This is a genomic window from Mycolicibacter longobardus (genome assembly GCF_002102265.1).
Taxonomy (GTDB): domain Bacteria; phylum Actinomycetota; class Actinomycetes; order Mycobacteriales; family Mycobacteriaceae; genus Mycobacterium; species Mycobacterium longobardum.
This window is the reverse complement of record NZ_LQPG01000036.1, coordinates 17,797-34,114: the sequence shown is the minus strand read 5'-3', so window position 1 is coordinate 34,114 and position 16,318 is coordinate 17,797. Positions and strand designations below refer to the sequence as shown.

General features: G+C 69.2%; 15 protein-coding genes. 6 read left to right on the top strand and 9 right to left on the bottom strand.

What is annotated here, in order from left to right; all coding sequences use genetic code 11:
• The 4 genes from infB to AWC16_RS18590 all read left to right on the top strand — a co-directional run.
• The coding region (gene infB / locus AWC16_RS18605) for a translation initiation factor IF-2 (protein ID WP_109561494.1) at positions 1 to 2,343 on the top strand (2,343 nt) is incomplete at its 5' end.
• A 2-nt stretch (positions 2,344 to 2,345) separates the two neighbouring features.
• Positions 2,346 to 2,822 (top strand): 30S ribosome-binding factor RbfA, encoded by a 477-nt coding sequence (rbfA, locus tag AWC16_RS18600; RefSeq protein ID WP_085266229.1) that lies wholly within the window; start codon positions 2,346 to 2,348, stop codon positions 2,820 to 2,822.
• Positions 2,803 to 3,798 (top strand): DHH family phosphoesterase, encoded by a 996-nt coding sequence (locus tag AWC16_RS18595; RefSeq protein WP_109561495.1) that lies wholly within the window; start codon positions 2,803 to 2,805, stop codon positions 3,796 to 3,798. The genes rbfA and AWC16_RS18595 overlap by 20 nt, the downstream gene beginning before the upstream one ends.
• Positions 3,795 to 5,111: an MATE family efflux transporter gene (locus AWC16_RS18590; RefSeq protein WP_085266227.1), complete on the top strand. Its 1,317-nt coding sequence runs from the start codon at positions 3,795 to 3,797 to the stop codon at positions 5,109 to 5,111. Before AWC16_RS18595 ends, AWC16_RS18590 begins: the two co-directional genes overlap by 4 nt.
• 23 nt (positions 5,112 to 5,134) lie before the next feature.
• On the opposite strand, the gene AWC16_RS18585 is transcribed toward AWC16_RS18590, so the two are convergent.
• Both AWC16_RS18585 and AWC16_RS18580 read right to left on the bottom strand, forming a co-directional pair.
• Positions 5,135 to 5,494, bottom strand: coding sequence for a hypothetical protein (locus AWC16_RS18585; RefSeq protein WP_133055985.1), 360 nt, complete (start codon positions 5,492 to 5,494; stop codon positions 5,135 to 5,137).
• A 3-nt stretch (positions 5,495 to 5,497) separates the two neighbouring features.
• On the bottom strand, positions 5,498 to 6,310 hold the full coding sequence (locus AWC16_RS18580) for an enoyl-CoA hydratase (RefSeq protein WP_207572359.1): 813 nt from the start codon (positions 6,308 to 6,310) through the stop codon (positions 5,498 to 5,500).
• Between the two features lie 45 nt (positions 6,311 to 6,355).
• Here AWC16_RS18580 and AWC16_RS18575 point away from each other — a divergent pair, with 45 nt between their 5' ends.
• Positions 6,356 to 6,907 (top strand): DUF1802 family protein, encoded by a 552-nt coding sequence (locus tag AWC16_RS18575; RefSeq protein WP_085266225.1) that lies wholly within the window; start codon positions 6,356 to 6,358, stop codon positions 6,905 to 6,907.
• A 13-nt stretch (positions 6,908 to 6,920) separates the two neighbouring features.
• On the opposite strand, the gene AWC16_RS18570 is transcribed toward AWC16_RS18575, so the two are convergent.
• Genes AWC16_RS18570 through AWC16_RS18555 form a run of 4 tightly spaced genes read right to left on the bottom strand, consistent with a single transcriptional unit; the run spans position 6,921 to position 11,626 of the window.
• Entirely contained in the window at positions 6,921 to 8,126 is a 1,206-nt protein-coding gene (locus tag AWC16_RS18570; protein WP_085266224.1) for an SfnB family sulfur acquisition oxidoreductase, read from the bottom strand.
• Complete coding sequence (gene sfnG, locus AWC16_RS18565; protein ID WP_085266223.1) at positions 8,123 to 9,253, bottom strand: dimethylsulfone monooxygenase SfnG; 1,131 nt, start codon at positions 9,251 to 9,253, stop codon at positions 8,123 to 8,125. Before sfnG ends, AWC16_RS18570 begins: the two co-directional genes overlap by 4 nt.
• Before the next feature lie 13 nt (positions 9,254 to 9,266).
• Positions 9,267 to 10,412, bottom strand: a complete 1,146-nt coding sequence (locus AWC16_RS18560) for an LLM class flavin-dependent oxidoreductase (protein ID WP_085266222.1) — start codon at positions 10,410 to 10,412, stop codon at positions 9,267 to 9,269.
• Positions 10,412 to 11,626 (bottom strand): acyl-CoA dehydrogenase family protein, encoded by a 1,215-nt coding sequence (locus tag AWC16_RS18555; RefSeq protein WP_085266221.1) that lies wholly within the window; start codon positions 11,624 to 11,626, stop codon positions 10,412 to 10,414. Before AWC16_RS18555 ends, AWC16_RS18560 begins: the two co-directional genes overlap by 1 nt.
• A gap of 441 nt (positions 11,627 to 12,067) precedes the next feature.
• Here AWC16_RS18555 and AWC16_RS18550 point away from each other — a divergent pair, with 441 nt between their 5' ends.
• On the top strand, positions 12,068 to 13,423 hold the full coding sequence (locus AWC16_RS18550; protein ID WP_276062198.1) for a lipase family protein: 1,356 nt from the start codon (positions 12,068 to 12,070) through the stop codon (positions 13,421 to 13,423).
• Between the two features lie 28 nt (positions 13,424 to 13,451).
• Here AWC16_RS18550 and AWC16_RS18545 read toward each other — a convergent pair whose 3' ends face one another.
• The 3 genes from AWC16_RS18545 to AWC16_RS18535 are packed head-to-tail and all read right to left on the bottom strand — an operon-like array spanning position 13,452 to position 16,162.
• Positions 13,452 to 13,940, bottom strand: coding sequence for a hypothetical protein (locus AWC16_RS18545; RefSeq protein WP_085266219.1), 489 nt, complete (start codon positions 13,938 to 13,940; stop codon positions 13,452 to 13,454).
• Positions 13,937 to 15,523, bottom strand: a complete 1,587-nt coding sequence (locus AWC16_RS18540) for a CocE/NonD family hydrolase (protein ID WP_234812344.1) — start codon at positions 15,521 to 15,523, stop codon at positions 13,937 to 13,939. Before AWC16_RS18540 ends, AWC16_RS18545 begins: the two co-directional genes overlap by 4 nt.
• A gap of 57 nt (positions 15,524 to 15,580) precedes the next feature.
• On the bottom strand, positions 15,581 to 16,162 hold the full coding sequence (locus AWC16_RS18535) for a DUF3558 domain-containing protein (RefSeq protein ID WP_085266218.1): 582 nt from the start codon (positions 16,160 to 16,162) through the stop codon (positions 15,581 to 15,583).
• Positions 16,163 to 16,318: the final 156 nt, after the last annotated feature.

Genomic DNA, 16,318 nt, shown 5'->3' with positions numbered 1-16,318 from the left:
GCCACCATACCCGGCGCCCGGACACCGCGCGTCGGCAACAACCCGTTCTCGTCGGCGCAGCCGGTGGAGCGCGCGATCCCGCGTCCGCACCCGCAGGCGCCCCGGCCGGGAGCACCCCGGCCCGGCATGCCGCGTCCCGGCGGCGGGGCGTCGCCGGGCAACATGCCCGCCCGTGGCAGTGGATTCGGAGCGCAGGGTCGTCCGGCGCGCCCCGGAGGCCCGCCCCGCCCCGGCGGCGCAGGCCGTCCGGGTGCCCCCGGCGGCCGTCCGGGCGGTCCCGGCGGCGGTCCCGGTGGTAACTACCGCGGCGGCGGCGGACCGGGCGGTCCCGGCGGTGGCGGTGGCCCCGCGGGCGCCGGCGCCGGAGGTTTTCGGGGTCGCCCCGGCGGCGGTGGCGGTGGCGGTCGCCCCGGCCAGCGCGGCGGCGCGGCCGGCGCCTTCGGCCGGCCCGGCGGCGCCCCCAAGCGGGGTCGTAAGTCGAAGCGGGCGAAACGCGCCGAATACGAGAACATGCAGGCGCCGGTCGTCGGCGGCGTACGGTTGCCGCACGGCAACGGCGAAACCATCCGGCTGGCCCGCGGCGCGTCGCTCTCCGACTTCGCCGAGAAGATCGACGCCAACCCGGCCGCCCTGGTGCAGGCGCTGTTCAACCTCGGTGAGATGGTCACCGCCACCCAGTCGGTCGGCGACGAGACCCTGGAGCTGCTGGGCAGCGAGATGAACTTCATCGTGCAGGTGGTCTCGCCCGAGGACGAGGACCGCGAGCTGCTGGAGTCCTTCGACCTGACCTACGGCGAGGACGAGGGTGGCGAGGAGGACCTGCAGAGTCGTCCGCCGGTGGTGACCGTCATGGGTCACGTCGACCACGGCAAGACCCGCCTGCTGGACACCATCCGCAAGGCCAACGTCCGCGAGGGCGAAGCCGGCGGCATCACCCAGCACATCGGCGCCTACCAGGTCTCGGTTGACTTCGACGGCACCGAACGGCTGATCACCTTCATCGACACCCCGGGCCACGAGGCGTTCACCGCCATGCGTGCCCGCGGCGCCAAGGCCACCGACATCGCGATCCTGGTGGTGGCCGCCGATGACGGTGTGATGCCTCAGACGGTGGAGGCGATCAACCACGCCCAGGCTGCTGATGTGCCGATCGTGGTGGCGGTCAACAAGATCGACAAGGAGGGCGCCGACCCGGCCAAGATCCGGGGCCAGCTCACCGAGTACGGCCTGGTGGCGGAGGACTTCGGTGGCGACACCATGTTCGTCGACATCTCGGCCAAGCAGGGCACCAACATCGCAGCCCTGGAAGAGGCGGTGCTGCTGACCGCCGACGCCGCCCTGGACCTGCGGGCCAACCCCGACATGGAGGCCCAGGGTGTGGCGATCGAGGCGCACCTGGACCGCGGCCGCGGCCCGGTGGCCACCGTGCTGATCCAGCGCGGCACGTTGCGGGTCGGCGACTCGATCGTGGCCGGCGACGCCTACGGCCGGGTGCGGCGCATGGTCGACGAGCACGGCGACGACGTAGACGAGGCGCTGCCCTCGCGGCCGGTCCAGGTCATCGGGTTCACCTCGGTGCCCGGCGCCGGTGACAACCTGCTGGTGGTCGACGAGGACCGGATCGCCCGCCAGATCGCCGACAAGCGCAGCGCGCGCAAGCGCAACGCGCTCGCCGCGCGGTCGCGTAAGCGGATCTCGCTGGAGGACCTGGACTCGGCGCTGAAGGAAACCAGTCAGCTGAACCTGATTCTCAAGGGCGACAACGCCGGTACCGTCGAGGCGCTGGAAGAGGCGTTGATGGGCATTCAGGTCGACGACGAGGTCGCACTGCGGGTGATCGACCGCGGCGTCGGTGGCATCACCGAGACCAACGTCAACCTGGCGTCGGCGTCGGACGCGATCATCATCGGCTTCAACGTCCGTGCCGAGGGCAAGGCCACCGAACTGGCCAACCGCGAGGGTGTGGAGATCCGCTACTACTCGGTGATCTACCAGGCCATCGACGAGATCGAGAGCGCTCTGAAGGGGATGCTCAAGCCCATCTTCGAGGAGAAGGAGCTGGGGCGCGCGGAGATTCGCGCCATCTTCCGATCCTCGAAGGTCGGCAACATCGCCGGCTGTCTGGTCACCTCCGGGCTCATCCGCCGCAACGCCAAAGCGCGGTTGCTGCGTGACAACGTGGTGGTCGCCGAGAACGTCACGGTCTCCTCGCTGCGCCGCGAGAAGGACGATGTCACCGAGGTCCGCGACGGCTACGAATGTGGTCTGACGCTGACCTACAGCGACATCAAGGAAGGCGACGTCATCGAGACCTACGAGCTCGTCGAGAAGGCACGGACCTAGCCGTGGCTGACCCGGCACGCGCGCGCCGGCTGGCCAAGCGGATCTCCACGATCGTCGCCTCGACGATCGAGTACGAGATCAAGGATCCGCGGCTGGCCGGGGTGACGATCACCGACGCGAAGGTGACCGCCGACCTGCACGACGCGACCCTGTACTACACGGTGCTGGGCCGCTCCCTGGACGAGGACCCCGACTACGGCGGCGCGGCCGCCGCCCTGGAGGGGGCCAAGGGTGTGCTGCGGTCCAAGGTCGGTGCCGGCACCGGGGTGCGTTTCACCCCGACCCTGACGTTCGTCCGGGACACCGTGCCGGACGCCGCCCACCGGATGTCGGAGTTGCTGGCCGCAGCGCAGGCCGCCGACGCCGATCTGGCCCGAATCCGGGAGGGCAAGCAGCCCGTCGAGGCCAACCCGTACCGAGAGGCGCCCGGCCAAGCGGGTGCCGACGACAGTGGTCACGGTGAGCAATCCGGCGACTGACTCGTCGCCCGGCCGGCGCGTCGATGCCGCCGCAGCCGGGAAACTGCTGGCGGGCGCGAGCACGCTGGCGGTGATCTGTCATGTGCATCCCGACGCCGACACCATCGGTGCCGGGCTGGCGCTGGCGTCGGTCCTGCGGCGGCGGGGCCAGGCGGTCCAGGTCAGTTTCGCGCGTCCGGCAGCACTCCCGCAATCGCTGCAGTCGTTGCCCGGCGGCGAGTTGCTGGTCAGCCCGCAGGCGCTGCGCCGCGAGGTAGACCTGGTGGTGACGGTCGATGTCTCCAGCACCGATCGGCTCGGAGACCTGCAGGAACTGGCAGCCACCTGCCGCGAGCTGCTGGTGATCGATCACCATGCGTCCAACCAGCTGTTCGGCACTGCCAATTTCGTTGACCCGACAGCGGACTCGACCACCATGATGGTGGCTGAGCTGCTCGAGGCCTGGGGTGAACCGATCGACGCCGGCGTGGCGTACTGCCTGTACGCCGGGCTGGCCACCGACACCGGCTCGTTCCGGTGGGCCAGCCCCCGCGCGCACCGGCTGGCGGCGCGACTGGTGGAGGCCGGGGTGGACAACGCGGCGGTCGCCCGAGCCGTCATGGACACCCATCCGTTCGACTGGTTGACGATGCTGTCGCGGGTGCTGGCGCAGGCGCGGCTGCTGCCCGACGCGGCGGGCGGGCGCGGGCTGGTCTATTCGGTGGTCGACCACGCCGAGTGGACCGCGGCACGGCCCGAGGAAGTGGAGAGCATCGTCGACATCGTGCGGACCACCGCGCAGGCCGAGGTGGCGGCGGTGTTCAAGGAGACCGATCCGGGCACCTGGGCGGTGTCGATGCGGGCCAAGTCGGCCGTAGACCTGAGCGCCGTGGCCGTTTCCTTCGGCGGTGGAGGACACCGGCTGGCCGCCGGCTACACGGCCACCGGAACGGCACAGGACGTGGTCGCCGCCCTGGTCGCCGCGCTCGGGCGGTGACCGACGGCGGCGCGGCGGGCGGACGCCAGATCGCGGCGCTGGCGCTGCCGGCGCTGGTGGTACTGGCCGCCGAACCGCTGTATCTGCTGTTCGACACCGCGGTGGTCGGCCGGCTCGGCGCGCTGGGCCTGGCCGGGCTGGCCATCGGGGGGCTGATCCTGGGACTGGTGGCATCGCAGGGCACCTTCCTGTCCTACGGAACCACGGCCCGCTCGTCCCGCCACTTCGGTGCCGGCGACCGTGCCGCCGCGGTCGCCGAGGGCGTGCAGGCGACCTGGGTGGCGCTGGGCCTGGGCGCGCTGATCGTGGTCGTGGTGCAGGCCGCGGCGGTGCCGCTGGTGTCGGCCGTTGCCGGCCGGGACGCCATCGCGCAGGCCGCCCTGCCATGGTTGCGGATCGCGATCCTGGGCGCGCCCGCGATCCTGGTGTCACTGGCCGGCAACGGATGGCTGCGCGGAGTGCAGGACACCTCCCGGCCTCCGCGTTATGTCGTTGCCGGCTTTGCGCTTTCGGCGCTGTTGTGCCCGCTGCTGGTTTTCGGCGCGCTGGGTCTGCCGCGCTGGGGCCTGGCCGGTTCGGCGGTGGCGAACTGTGCGGGCCAGTGGCTCTCGGCGCTGCTGTTCCTGGGTGCGCTTGGCTCCGAGCGGGTTTCATGGCGGTTCGACGCCGCGGTGGTGCGGGCGCAGCTGACCATGGGCCGTGATCTGATCGTGCGCTCACTGGCGTTTCAGGCGTGCTTCGTCTCCGCGGCCGCGGTGGCGGCACGGTTCGGGGCCGCGGCTCTGGGCGCCCACCAGATTGTGCTGCAGCTGTGGACGTTTCTGGCGTTGGTGCTCGACTCGCTGGCGATCGCGGCCCAGGCCCTGGTCGGCGCCGCGCTGGGTGCCGGTGACCCCGGTCAGGCCAGGTCGGTGGCCGCACGGGTGACGGTGTTCTCGGCGGTGGCCGCCGGGGTGCTGGCCGGGTTGCTCGCAGCCGGTTCCGCCGTGCTGCCGGGACTGTTCACCGGTGACGACTCGGTGCTGGCGGCGATCGCGGTGCCGTGGTGGTTCCTGGTCGCCCAATTGCCTATCGCCGGGGTAGTTTTCGCGCTCGACGGCGTGCTGCTGGGCGCCGGCGACGCCGCATTCATGCGCACCGCCACCGTGATCAGCGCCCTGGCCGGGTTCCTGCCGCTGACCTGGCTGGCACTGCTGTTGAATTGGGGGCTGGCCGGGATCTGGTCGGGCCTGACCACGTTCATCGTGCTGAGGGTGCTGTTCGTCGGGTGGCGGGCACTTTCCGGACGATGGGCGCGGGCCGGCCGGCCGTAGGACCGTCCGGCGTGAGCCGGTGGCTATCCGCCGCCGACGCCGGCGCTCAACAGCAGACCACCCGTGGCGAAGGTGAGGAGGAAGATCGCCCAGCCCACCGCCGGCCAGCTGAGCAGGGTGCGCCCGGTACGTGCATTGGCACCCATACCCGCCACCGTGGTGAGGAGGGCCGCCCCCATGCCGCCCCAGGTCACCAGGTAGGCGGCGTAGATCAGGCTGTCGCTGCAGTGGTGGGCTCCCGCGCACTTGTCGGTGATCATCCCGGCGTACATCGACAGGATCAAACCGAACCCGCACGCCAACATCAGCAACACCGCAAGCAGGATCGCGGCGATCACATCCCAGGGCCGCCGGCGTGGCGGCGGCGGGTAATTCGAGTTCAACTGCTACCGCACCTGTGCGCGCCCGCGCTCCAGCACGGCCTGCCGGTTGGCGGCGACATCCGCACCGGTCACCGTGTGCAGCCACTGCTTGGCCGCCATCGCCTCGAGCCACAACCCGGTGGCGGTCTGCGACTCGTCGATGCGGTGGTAGGAGGCCAGCAGCGCCCGCACCGCGGCCTGGTTGTTGCCGACGATCGCGGCGGCCACCTTGCGCGCCGCAGACAGCAGCTCGGCGTGGGGCACCACCTCGGTGACCAGACCGGCCCGCAGCGCATCTGCCGCCGAAAGGTAGTCACCGGTCAAGCTCATCCGGCGGGCCAGACCCACGCCGACTTTCTGGGGGAGCCGAACGCTCAGGCCCCAGGACGGCAACAGCCCGACGCGGGCATGGGTGTCGGCGAATCGAGCCTGCTCCGAGGCGATCAGGACGTCGCAGTACAGGGCCAGCTCCAGTCCGCCCGTCACCGCCGCGCCGTTGATCGCGCCGATCACCGGCTTGGTCATCGGTGGCCACTGCGGCGAGATGTCGGGCAGCGCGGTGGATTCGCCGCCGGGTTCCTGCGGCGGTCCCAGCTTCGGCTCTCCTCCGTCGAGCCTCGCTGAACCGCCGAACTCCTTGAGGTCCAGGCCGGCGCAGAACACCGGATCGACGCCGGTCAGGATCACCACGTCGACGGTGTCGTCGGCATCGGCGTCGGCCAGCGCCCCGAAGGTGGCATCACGCAAGGCGCTTGACAGCGCATTGCGGGCCTGCGGGCGGTTGAGGGTCAGGGTGCGGATTCGGTCCTCGGTGTGGACCAGCAGGATGTCCGGGATGTCGTGGCTCACCGGTTCACCGTAGCTCCGGCTACGCTCGGGGGAATGCACGGCATGGCATTGAAGGAGTGGAGTGCGGTGGTCGCCGCACTGCTGGCCGGCCGTCAACGAATCCTGCTGCGCAAGGGCGGCATTCACGAGAAGCGCTTCGATGTCACCGCCGACGAGTTTCTCTTGTTCCCGACGTCCGTGCACAGTCACGCCGAGCGGGTCCGTCCTGAACACCGTGATCTGCTGGCTGCGGCGGCCGCCGACTCCACCGGCGACCAGGTGCTGGTACGGGCTGCGGCGAAAGTCGCCGCAGCGTTGCCCGTCGAGCGGCCGGACGCGCTGGAGGACATCGCGGACCTGCATATCTGGACCGCGGAATCGGTGCGTGCCGACCGGCTGGATTTCCGGCCCAAACACCGGCTGACGGTGCTGGTGGTCCAGGTGCTGCCGTTGTCCACACCGGTACCGCTGCCGCGAAGCCCTGACTATGCCGGCTGCACCAGCTGGGTGCAGCTGCCGATCGCCGATCCCGAACTGGGCGCGCCGGTGTGCACCGCCGAGGAACTCGCGGCGGTCGCCGCCCGGGTCCGCGTTACGGTCGGCTGAACAGCTCGACAGCTCAGATCTGGCCGTGGTTGGGCGGCCGGACACCGGCCAGCTCCCACGCCCCGATGTGGTGGTATTTCCAGTCCACCGGATCGTGCACGCTGTGGGTGCGGGCATTGCGCCAATGCCGATCCAGCCCGTACTTGCGGTCGGTGCCGCTGGTCCCGGTCAGCGCGAACAGCTGGCTGGCCACCTCGACGGCGACCTCACTGGCGAACGCCTTGGCCTGGGCGACCGCTATCGACCCGTGCGCCGCGGTGTCGGGGCCGGCCGGAATCAGCCCCAGCTCGTCGAGGACCTCGGCCGCCCAGCGCAACAGCTGCACCGCGGCGCGGGTGCGGGTGGCCAGCTGGCCGAACCGCAGCCGGATATTCGGATCATCGGTGGCCGTCGCGGCCTGGTTGGCGCGATACGCCTCGGCGAACGGCCTACTGCGGGTGCGCACGAATTCCGCGGCATCGGCCAGCGCCCCCTCGGCGATGCCGGCTTCGATGGCGGCGTGAAACAGCTGCGCCCGTGCGCCGAGCAGCTGCGGTCCCTCAAACGCCGTCCAGTAGGGCACCACCAGACCGGCATCGACGCGTACGCCGCCGAAAGTTGTTGTGCCGCTGACCGTGGCACGCTGTCCCATCGCCGACCAGTCCTCATCGATGGCCACGCCGGGAGAGTCCCGTTCGATGAGGGCCAGTACCAACCGGTCTTCGGGGTCCAGGGCGCTGGCGGCCAGCCACCGCGCCGTGATGGCGCCGGTGCTGTAGTACTTGACGCCGTCCAGGCGCCAGCCGGGGCCGTCGGCCACCAGACGGGTCTTCAGGTCGAGCGCATGCGTGCCGCCGCGTTCGGCCAGCACCGGCGCGACGCGTCCGCCCTCGGTGACCGCCGGCAGGATTCGATCGCGCTGTTCCGGCGTCCCCAGCTGGCTCAGGATGTCGATGGCCAGAAAGTGGCCCTGCGGGATCTGCGCCAGCGCCGGGTCGGCGGCGGCGACGGTTCTGATCACCTCGGCCAGGGTGCGAGGTCCCAACCCGGCTCCGCCGTCGGCGACGGGGACGGTGATCGCCGGCAGGCCGGAGCGGTCGAAGTCGGCCAGCTCGGCGCGCGGCACGCTACCGGCCCGGTCTCGATCAGCGGCGCCCGGCCGCACCGCCGCGGCGAACGCCTCGGCGGCAGAGACGGCTTCGGCATGGCCTTCCAGTCGGGGTGCCGGACAACCCGTCATGGCAGTGCGGGTACGGGAGCAGGTGCCAACCCGGCATGTGCTTCCAGCTCGCGTACCAGCGGCAGCACGGTCCGGCCGAAAGCCTCGACTTCCTCCTGGAAGTGCAGGAACCCGGTCAGAATCAGGTTCACGCCGAGTTTCCGGTAGGCGACGATTCGCTCGGCCACCTGTTCGGCGGTCCCGATCAGCTGGGTGCGGAAGCCGTCGTTGTACTGCACCAGGTCTTCGAAGCTGGAATCGGCCCACATACCGCGGTTGTCGGAGGTCGATGCGCCGGCCTGTCGCACCGCCGCCCCGAACCCCTGGACCGCGGGAACGTCGGCCTTGGCGATGATCTCCCGCAGCACCTCCCTGGCCTCGGCCTCGGTGTCGCGCACGATGACGAATCCGTTCAGGCCGAAACCGGGCGGCTCAGCGCGGCCGGCTTCGGCAGCGACCCTGCGCAGATCGGCCAACTGCGCGCTGACGCCGTCGAAATCGTTGCCGTTGGAGAAATACCAGTCGGAGTAACGGCCCCCGTTGTTGCGGGCCGCGGTCGAGTTGCCGCCCTGGAAGATCTCCGGGTGCGGCCGGCCCTCCCACGACAGCGGCTTGGGTTGCAGCGTGAAGTTGCGGATGCGGTAGAAGTCGCCGGCCAAATTGGCAGGGCTTTCGGTCCAGATCGCCCGCAGTGCCTGAATGAACTCGGCGCTGCGCCGGTAGCGTTCGTCGTGCTCGAGCCATGGCTCGCCGAGTTGGATGAATTCGTCTTTGAACCAACCGCTGACCACGTTGACCGCGGCCCGCCCGTTCGACAGATGATCCGCAGTCGCCAGCCACTTCGCCAGCACGCCCGGCTGCCACAGACCCGGGTGCACCGCGGCGATGACCTTCAAGCGCTGGGTGGCCAGCAGCAGTGCCAGGGAGAAGCTGGTCGACTCGTGCTGGTACTCGGCGCTATAGCTGGCGGTGTAGCGGACCTGGGTCAGTGCGTACTCGAAGCCCGCTTCCTCGGCGATCCGGGCCAGCGCGACGTTGTAGTCATAGCTCCAGTCGGTGCGCTGCTCGATGGTCGAGGTGACCAGCCCTCCGCTGACATTGGGCACCCAGTACGCGAAGCTCAGCGGTTTGATGATGTCGGTCGGCATATCGTTGTCTCCCTCAGATCGTAAGTGGGGCAGCGGGGTTGGCGAGTAGGCCGCGCTCGGCCAGAATCGGCACCACGCCCTCCCCGAATGAGAACGCCTCCTCCAGGTGCGGGTAGCCGGACAGGACGAATTCGTCCAGGCCCAAGCGGTGGTACTCCTCGATGCGGTCGGCGACCTGTTCGTGGCTGCCCACCAGTGCTGTGCCGGCGCCGCTCCGGACCAGACCGACACCGGCCCACAGGTTGGGTGACACCTCCAGCTGATCGGTCCGGCCACCGTGCAGCGCGGTCATCCGTTGCTGGCCCTCCGACCCGGAGTTGCGCTGGATCTCCTGGGCGCGACGGATCTGTTCGGGATCAAGCCCCGCCAGCAACCGATCGGCTTCGGCCCACGCCTGGGCTGCGGTGGGCCGGCTGATGACGTGCAGCCGGATCCCGAACCGCAGCTCGCCGGCGGCCGCACGCGACGAGCCCAGATCCTTGACCCGCCGGCGCACCGCGTCGAGCTTGTCGACCACCTGTGCCGGCGGCTCACCCCAGGTCAGGTAGACGTCGGCGTGCTCGGCCGCCACCTCGATCGCCGCCGCCGAAGATCCGCCGAGATAGATGTCGGGCCAGGTCGAGGCGGGGACGATGGTGGCGTCCTCGACGAACAGGTGATCGCCGCGGAAGGTGACGGGCTCTCCGGACCACAGCTGCCGGAACACGGTGAGGAACTCACCGGCCCGCCGGTAGCGGGCGGTCTTGTCGAGGTCGTCACCGAACCGCCGCTGTTCGGCGTCGTCGCCGCCGGTGACCACATTGAGCAGCAACCGGTCCCCGGAGATCCGCTGGAAGGTGGCCGCGGCTTGCGCTACCAGTGTCGGGGCCTGCAGTCCCGGGCGGAAGGCCACCAGGTACTTGAACCGCGTGGTGTGCTGGCTGAGCGCGGCGGTGAACACCCACGCGTCCTCACACCAGCTGCTGGTCGGGGTCAGTGCACCGGTGAACCCCAATTTCTCCGCCGCCCCGGCCACCAGACGCAGATAGTCCAGGTCGGGGGCGCGGTCGGCGCCGAAGCCGGTCACCCGGCTGCCCGCGGAGCCGACCGCGTTCCCCAGGCTCAGGTCGCTGCGAGAATCCCCGTTGGTGGGCAGGAACCAGTGCAGGGTGATCGCCATCAGCGATACAGCGAGAACTCGGGGTGCCGGTGGTTGAGCACCCAGTCACCGACCTCGCGTGCCTTGTAGGCCACCGGGTCGTGCAGGGTGTGGGTCCGCAAGTTGCGCCAATGCCGGTCGAATCCGTATGCGCTGGTGGTGGCGCGAGCCCCTTGGATCTCGAAGAGCTGACTGGCGGCCTTGAGACCGACCTCGGTGGTGAAGTACTTCGCCTCATAGACGGCGATCGCGGCGTCGGCGCGCTGATCCTCGGTGAGCGCGGGGCCGATGTTGACTGCTTCCTGGAGCGCATCGCCGGCCCGGTCGGCCAACAGCGCCGCGGCGCGCACCTGGCTGACCAATTCGCCGACGGTCTGCAGGATGTAGGGGTCGTCGGTGGCCCGGTCGACGCCCGAGGTCTCCCACGGCGAGGCGTGGTCTCGGGTCCATTGCAGGGCTTCGGTGAGCGCTCCCTCGGCAGTCCCGACGTAGAAGTTGACGAAGGCCAACTGCCAGTGCGGGGTGATCAGGGTCTGGTGGGGGCTCAGGGTGCCACCGGTGAACGGCTCTTCGCCGAGCACCTCGTGGTGTTCGATGCGTGCATCGACGACGCGGACGCCGCCGGAGTCCGTCAGGCGCTGGCCGATGTTGTCCCAGTCGTCGAGGAAGGTGAAACCCTGTCGGCCGCCGCGGGTGTCGAGTGACAGAAACACCTGCGATCCGTCCAACAATGCGGTGACCGAGAGTTGATCACCCGTGCTGGCGCCGCTGGCGAAGGTCCGATTGCCGTTGAGACGGAAGCCGTCGCCGTCGCGGGTCAGGACCAGACCGGAGCTGCCACGCGGGTTCTGGATGCCGCCCCAGAACAGCTTCTCGGCCGCGTTGCGACGGGACTGCTCGTCAGCCTGCGCGGGCGTGCCGAACAGGGTGGCCACCCGCGTCTGGGCGTAGTGGTAGCCCAGCAGGTGGGCGATGGACGTGTCGCCACGGGCGACACGTCGGGTGATCTGGACGGCCTGCGCGTAATCGAGTCCAGAACCGCCGTATTCCACCGGTTCCTGCACCTGCAGTAAGTCGTTGTCGCGCAGCAGTTCGATCTCGGCGCGCGGCGTTGCGTTGGCCCTATCCCGCTCGGCAGCGGTCTGACGCAGCTGTTCGGCCACGCGGTCAGCGGTGGCGAGCAGATCGGCGAAGGTCCGGTCGCTGACTGCTGTCGGCTCCGTGATGACGGACATGGGCGCTCCTCGGGCGGTTAAGTGGCACAACGGATATCTGGCGTTGACACGAGATCCAACGCCGAGGATTCATTGCCGGGCAAGATGGCCGCCATTTGGCCGCGCCGGCCAAACCGGGCATGACCAGCGCATTCGCCGTCGAATGCAGCAAAACGCAAGCTGATTTCAATCACGCATCTCACCGGCGCTCCGCTCACCGCGGTGGGTGTGTGCGCGTAGTCGGAGGATGGTTCTGATCGGCCTGGAGCTAATAGTTATGAAACGCTAAGCCGCTGTTCACGAGTCTGTGACCTCTGTTGGCTGACGGCAAGCCGGTTGCAAATGATCATCGGCTGGATTTGCATTCCGTTCTGAATCACCGTCCGACGCAAGGTGATCGCGCGCGTCCTTGCGTGCCGCTAAGTGCAAGCGTCCGAACAGGAAGAGCCAATGAGGGTTTCGATGAATCGCGGTGCCTTGTCCGGGGGGATCCATCGGTGGGGGACGCGCATCGAATGCCGCAGATTGGCTGCGGTGGTGGCTACGTTGCTGGTGGTCGCCGGTTCGCACACGCTGGTGGCCGGCCCGCCGGCAAACGCAGACGACATCAAGTACGAAGCGTTCTACACGCCGCCGGATCCGCTTCCGTCCGGCAGACCCGGGGATCTGATCCGGACCGAGCCGCTGCGGCTGGTGCTGGAACCGTCTGGCCAGCTGGGTGCCTTTGTCGGGACCGGAACGCGAATCATGTACCGCAGCACCGATGCTCAGGCACATCCGGTCGCGGTCACCGGGGCCTATATCGAGCCGGATGTGCCCTGGCCGGGGCGCGGGCCACGCCCCCTGATCGCGTATGCGACCGGCCCGTACGGGGTCGGCGAGCAGTGCGCCCCGTCGCGTCTTTTGGATCAGGGCATCCATTTCTCGCAGGGTTTCGACCTGACGTTCAACTACGAAGAGGGCTTTATCGCCACGCTGCTGGCCCGTGGGTTCGCCATTGTGGTGACCGACGGGGTCGGACTGGGCACTCATGGACCGCAGTCACCCCAGTTCCTGAACCGGGTTGCTGCCGGAACCGCGCTCATCGATGCGGCCCGCGCGGCCCAAAAGCTGCCCGGTACGTCGCTGGATCCGCACGGGCCGGTTGCGTTCTGGGGCTGGGCATCGGGAGGCCAGGCATCATTGTCGGCGGCCGAGCTGGCATCCAGCTACGCGCCGGAGCTCAACATTGCGGGTACCTACGCCAACGCGCCGATGACCAACGTCGTCGAGGCGATCCCGGGCGTGGACGGCAACTTCTTGGCCGTGCTTGCCGGCTACCTCCTGCGGGGCATCCAGGCGTCCTACCCGGAGACCGAACAGGCCATCTGGGACGCGCTGACCCCGCGTGGAGTGCAGATGCTGGACTGGAGCGGTCATACCTGCCTGGTGCAGGGCGGTGTCGACTACGCGTTCCGCCATCTGCAGTTCTGGTTCAAAGGTGACTTGAACGAAATGGCCTCGTCCGAACCCTTGAAGACGATTTTCGCCTCGCAACGGATCGGCAACATCAAACCCAAAGGCCCGGTCTATATCTCGCACAACCGCTGGGATCCATTGTCCCCCTACACGTCTGCCGTTGACACGGTGCGCGACTGGTGCAAGCAGGGTGCCGATGTCGAACTGTGGACCAATGAGGCGCCGCCGTTCCTGAACAAGATGGACATCAATATCCTGCTGCCGCAGTTCGTCGACGGTGAGCGGAGTATGGCGTGGGTCAGCGATCGCTTCAACGGTGTGCCGAGCACCCCGAACTGCGCTGCGGTACCGGCCGCGTGACGTCGGCGGACAGATAGGCGAAGGGGCCTTAGCGCGCTTTCGCGTTGGTGACGGCGTCGCTGAGCACGCTGGAGAACGTCCGCCCGGCCTGATCATCGCCGAGGCCGAGATGGAACGCCGCGGTCGCCTGCTCGGCGACTGCGCCGGACCAGCGCGCCGCGACGGTGATGCCGGAGTCGGCCACCAGCCCGAGGCTGGAGTTGAGGGTGATCGTCTCGAGGCGCGCGGAGCGGACGTGTATCCCCCGCTTTTCACCGGTCACGGCGATGACCAGGTACCGGGGCGTCAGCAGGACCAGGGTCCGGTGTTCGCGGTCCGGGTCGCCCGAGCCGGTGATCCTGGCGAGCAGCCCGTTCTTGTAGAGGCGCACGCTACGGGTCTCGCAGGCGGTGGTGACATCGGCCAGCACATTGCCGAGCTGGTTCGCCTCGGCATGGGCGTTGATCGCATCGCGGAGACTCCGGTCCAGGCGGTCGGCCGTCGTCGCCGTGCTGCTGCGCTGGTACAGCTGCTTCATCGGCCGTCCGCGGGCAGCAGTAACCGTGATTCGCCGAACCGCACCGTGTGCACTGCCGATCGGGTCCGGGTTGCACTGATCGGCGCGTCGCCGCCGCCGAGGTTGGCCGCGTACCGAGGGTGATTGCCGCCGGCGATCAACACCCGGATCCGCGAGCCTGCGGCGAAACGCCGTGCGATGGCGTCCAACTCGATGCGCACCGGACCGGTGTGTTGCCGCAATCGCCGGTAGCCGTCGGTGACGTTGACCGAGCGGCCTCTGGCGTTGACCTCGCTGACCCGGACGAACAGGTCGACATCGGCGATGTCCGAGCTGTGGTCCAGCTCGAGCACCGGAACACCGCAGACGTCCAGATCGTCGGTCAATGCCGCGCCGGTGAAGCTGAGCACGTCGTGACGGCGGTGCAGCCGGCCGTCGTTGCGGTAGCCGCCGGCCGGGGACAGCAGCCGGCCCCCGACGGTGGGCGGCGGGTCGGCGGGGTCGAAACGGAAGGAGACCGCCGGCCCCGTCGGGTCGGGTGCGGTGGTGGCGAGCGTGCCGCCTGGCTGCAGGTACCAGGCGTGCGCGGCATCGGCCGGGGCCCAATCCGGCCGGTCCTCCCAACCCCGACCGGCCGCGTAGATCCGGACGCGGGTCGGTCGAGGGTTTGCGGCGGAGCCGCGCAGATGGATGTCGAGCCACTGCAGCGATTCGGCGGTGACCCGGCCCAGGCCGCTGGTCAACATCTGGGTGTGCGTCCAGGGGCCGATGGTCATCGCCACGTCGACGCCGCGGTCGCGCAGCGCCCGGTACTGGGCCAGGGTCTGTTCCAGGAACAGGTCCTGCCAGCCGCCGAGCAAGAGCACCGGGACCTGCGAGCGCTCCAGCGCCGCCGGGTGGCGCAGGGCGTCCCAGAACGGGTCGTCGCGGTCGGGGTGTTCGACCCATGATTCGTACCAGGGTGACCCACTGCCCAGCAGTGCCCGGCCGGCCGCGCCCAGCGGCAGGCCGGCCGCCGCGCGCTTCACCTTGCGTTGGGCGGTCAGCTGGTGGATACCGGCCCGGATCCGCGGCCGGTCCTCCTGGTGGGCCACTAAGTGGCTCCAGCCCAGGAAGTCGTTGAGCGCGAAAGACCCCACGCCCCAGGTCGACTGGTACAGATCGTGCGGCCCGACGGTGATCACGGAGGCCGCCAGTTCCGGCGGCGGGTCAGCCAGCAGCGCCCATTGGGTGAATCCGAGATACGAAATCCCGATGGTGCCGAAGGTGCCGGTGAACCACGGCTGGGCGCGCAGCCAGGCCACGGTGTCGGCGCCGTCGGCGGCCTCGTTGACCATCGGCTCGAACACGCCGCCCGAGCCGAAGGTGCCGCGAACACTCTGCAGGATCACCCGGTAGCCGCGGGCGGCGTACATCCGGCCGAACACCAGCGCGAACGGGAAACCCCGCCCGTAGGGGCAGCGAACCAGCAGGGTGCCGGCCACCTCGCCGGTCGGCTGGTAGTGGTCTGCCAGCAAGGTGACGCCGTCGCGCATCGGAATGTGTTCCCGGTGGACGGTGTAGCCGGTGGTGGGCGCGGGCAGGCGCCGCAGCGCACGGTTCAGAACGACATCGGTAGGGCGCGGTCCGGTGCGGCGCGAAGCGGTGTTCACCCCGGAGGATCAGTACTTGTAGTGCGGCGCCAGCTGGTGGGCGCGCATCAGGTTCTCGGTGGGGCAGTCCACATCCGGGTTGGAGTACACCGGCGAGTAGTAGAGCGACTGCTGGATCAGCCCGTAGCTGGTCTTGAACGCCACCATGCAGGAGAACCACCACCGGTTGTTCCACTCGGTGGGCTTCATCACCCAGTACTGCGCCGCCCGGTGCCCATTGATATCCATCTCGATCGCGTCGGGCGGGAGGGTCTCGTCGTAGCTGCGCCAGATGAACGTCTCGACGGCCATCTGGTAGTTGCCCGCGTCGTACTCGCAGCGCACACCCTCCACCGGCTTGGGCGGGGTGTACGCCAGTCCGAGCTGCGCGATGACGTCGTAGGGGATGTCCTCACAGGCGTCGAAGGGACGCGGGTTGGTGATGTTCACCGGCTTGCTGGAGGTGGGCGGCGGCGCCAGCGGCATCGCGGTGGAGCGCAGCTGCACCCCGGACCTGCCGGCGACACTGCTCGGCGGTGTTTGCTGCCAGACCATTACGACGGCCAGCACCAGCGCGCTGAACGCGGTGATCAGACGCAGTTTGGTGAGCATGGCACTCCTCGCTTCCGCCCGGGTGTACTGCCGGGAGTGTACAAGTTGTGGCGTGTGCCACTACTGCGAAGGTTAGAACACGTTTCAATTTTCTGTACCTACTATGCCGATGGCTGGGACTCGCTTCGCCCGGCTCCGCTGTCCTCGCGATCGCCG

What these genes read in the sequence shown, in the direction of transcription:
- AWC16_RS18575 (WP_085266225.1), top strand. Translation starts at nt 6,356, where the DNA reads ATGCACGGCATGGCATTGAAGGAGTGGAGTGCGGTGGTCGCCGCACTG.
- AWC16_RS18570 (WP_085266224.1), bottom strand. Translation starts at nt 8,126, where the DNA reads ATGACGGGTTGTCCGGCACCCCGACTGGAAGGCCATGCCGAAGCCGTC.
- sfnG (WP_085266223.1), bottom strand. Translation starts at nt 9,253, where the DNA reads ATGCCGACCGACATCATCAAACCGCTGAGCTTCGCGTACTGGGTGCCC.
- AWC16_RS18560 (WP_085266222.1), bottom strand. Translation starts at nt 10,412, where the DNA reads ATGGCGATCACCCTGCACTGGTTCCTGCCCACCAACGGGGATTCTCGC.
- AWC16_RS18555 (WP_085266221.1), bottom strand. Translation starts at nt 11,626, where the DNA reads ATGTCCGTCATCACGGAGCCGACAGCAGTCAGCGACCGGACCTTCGCC.
- AWC16_RS18550 (WP_276062198.1), top strand. Translation starts at nt 12,068, where the DNA reads ATGAATCGCGGTGCCTTGTCCGGGGGGATCCATCGGTGGGGGACGCGC.
- AWC16_RS18545 (WP_085266219.1), bottom strand. Translation starts at nt 13,940, where the DNA reads ATGAAGCAGCTGTACCAGCGCAGCAGCACGGCGACGACGGCCGACCGC.
- AWC16_RS18535 (WP_085266218.1), bottom strand. Translation starts at nt 16,162, where the DNA reads ATGCTCACCAAACTGCGTCTGATCACCGCGTTCAGCGCGCTGGTGCTG.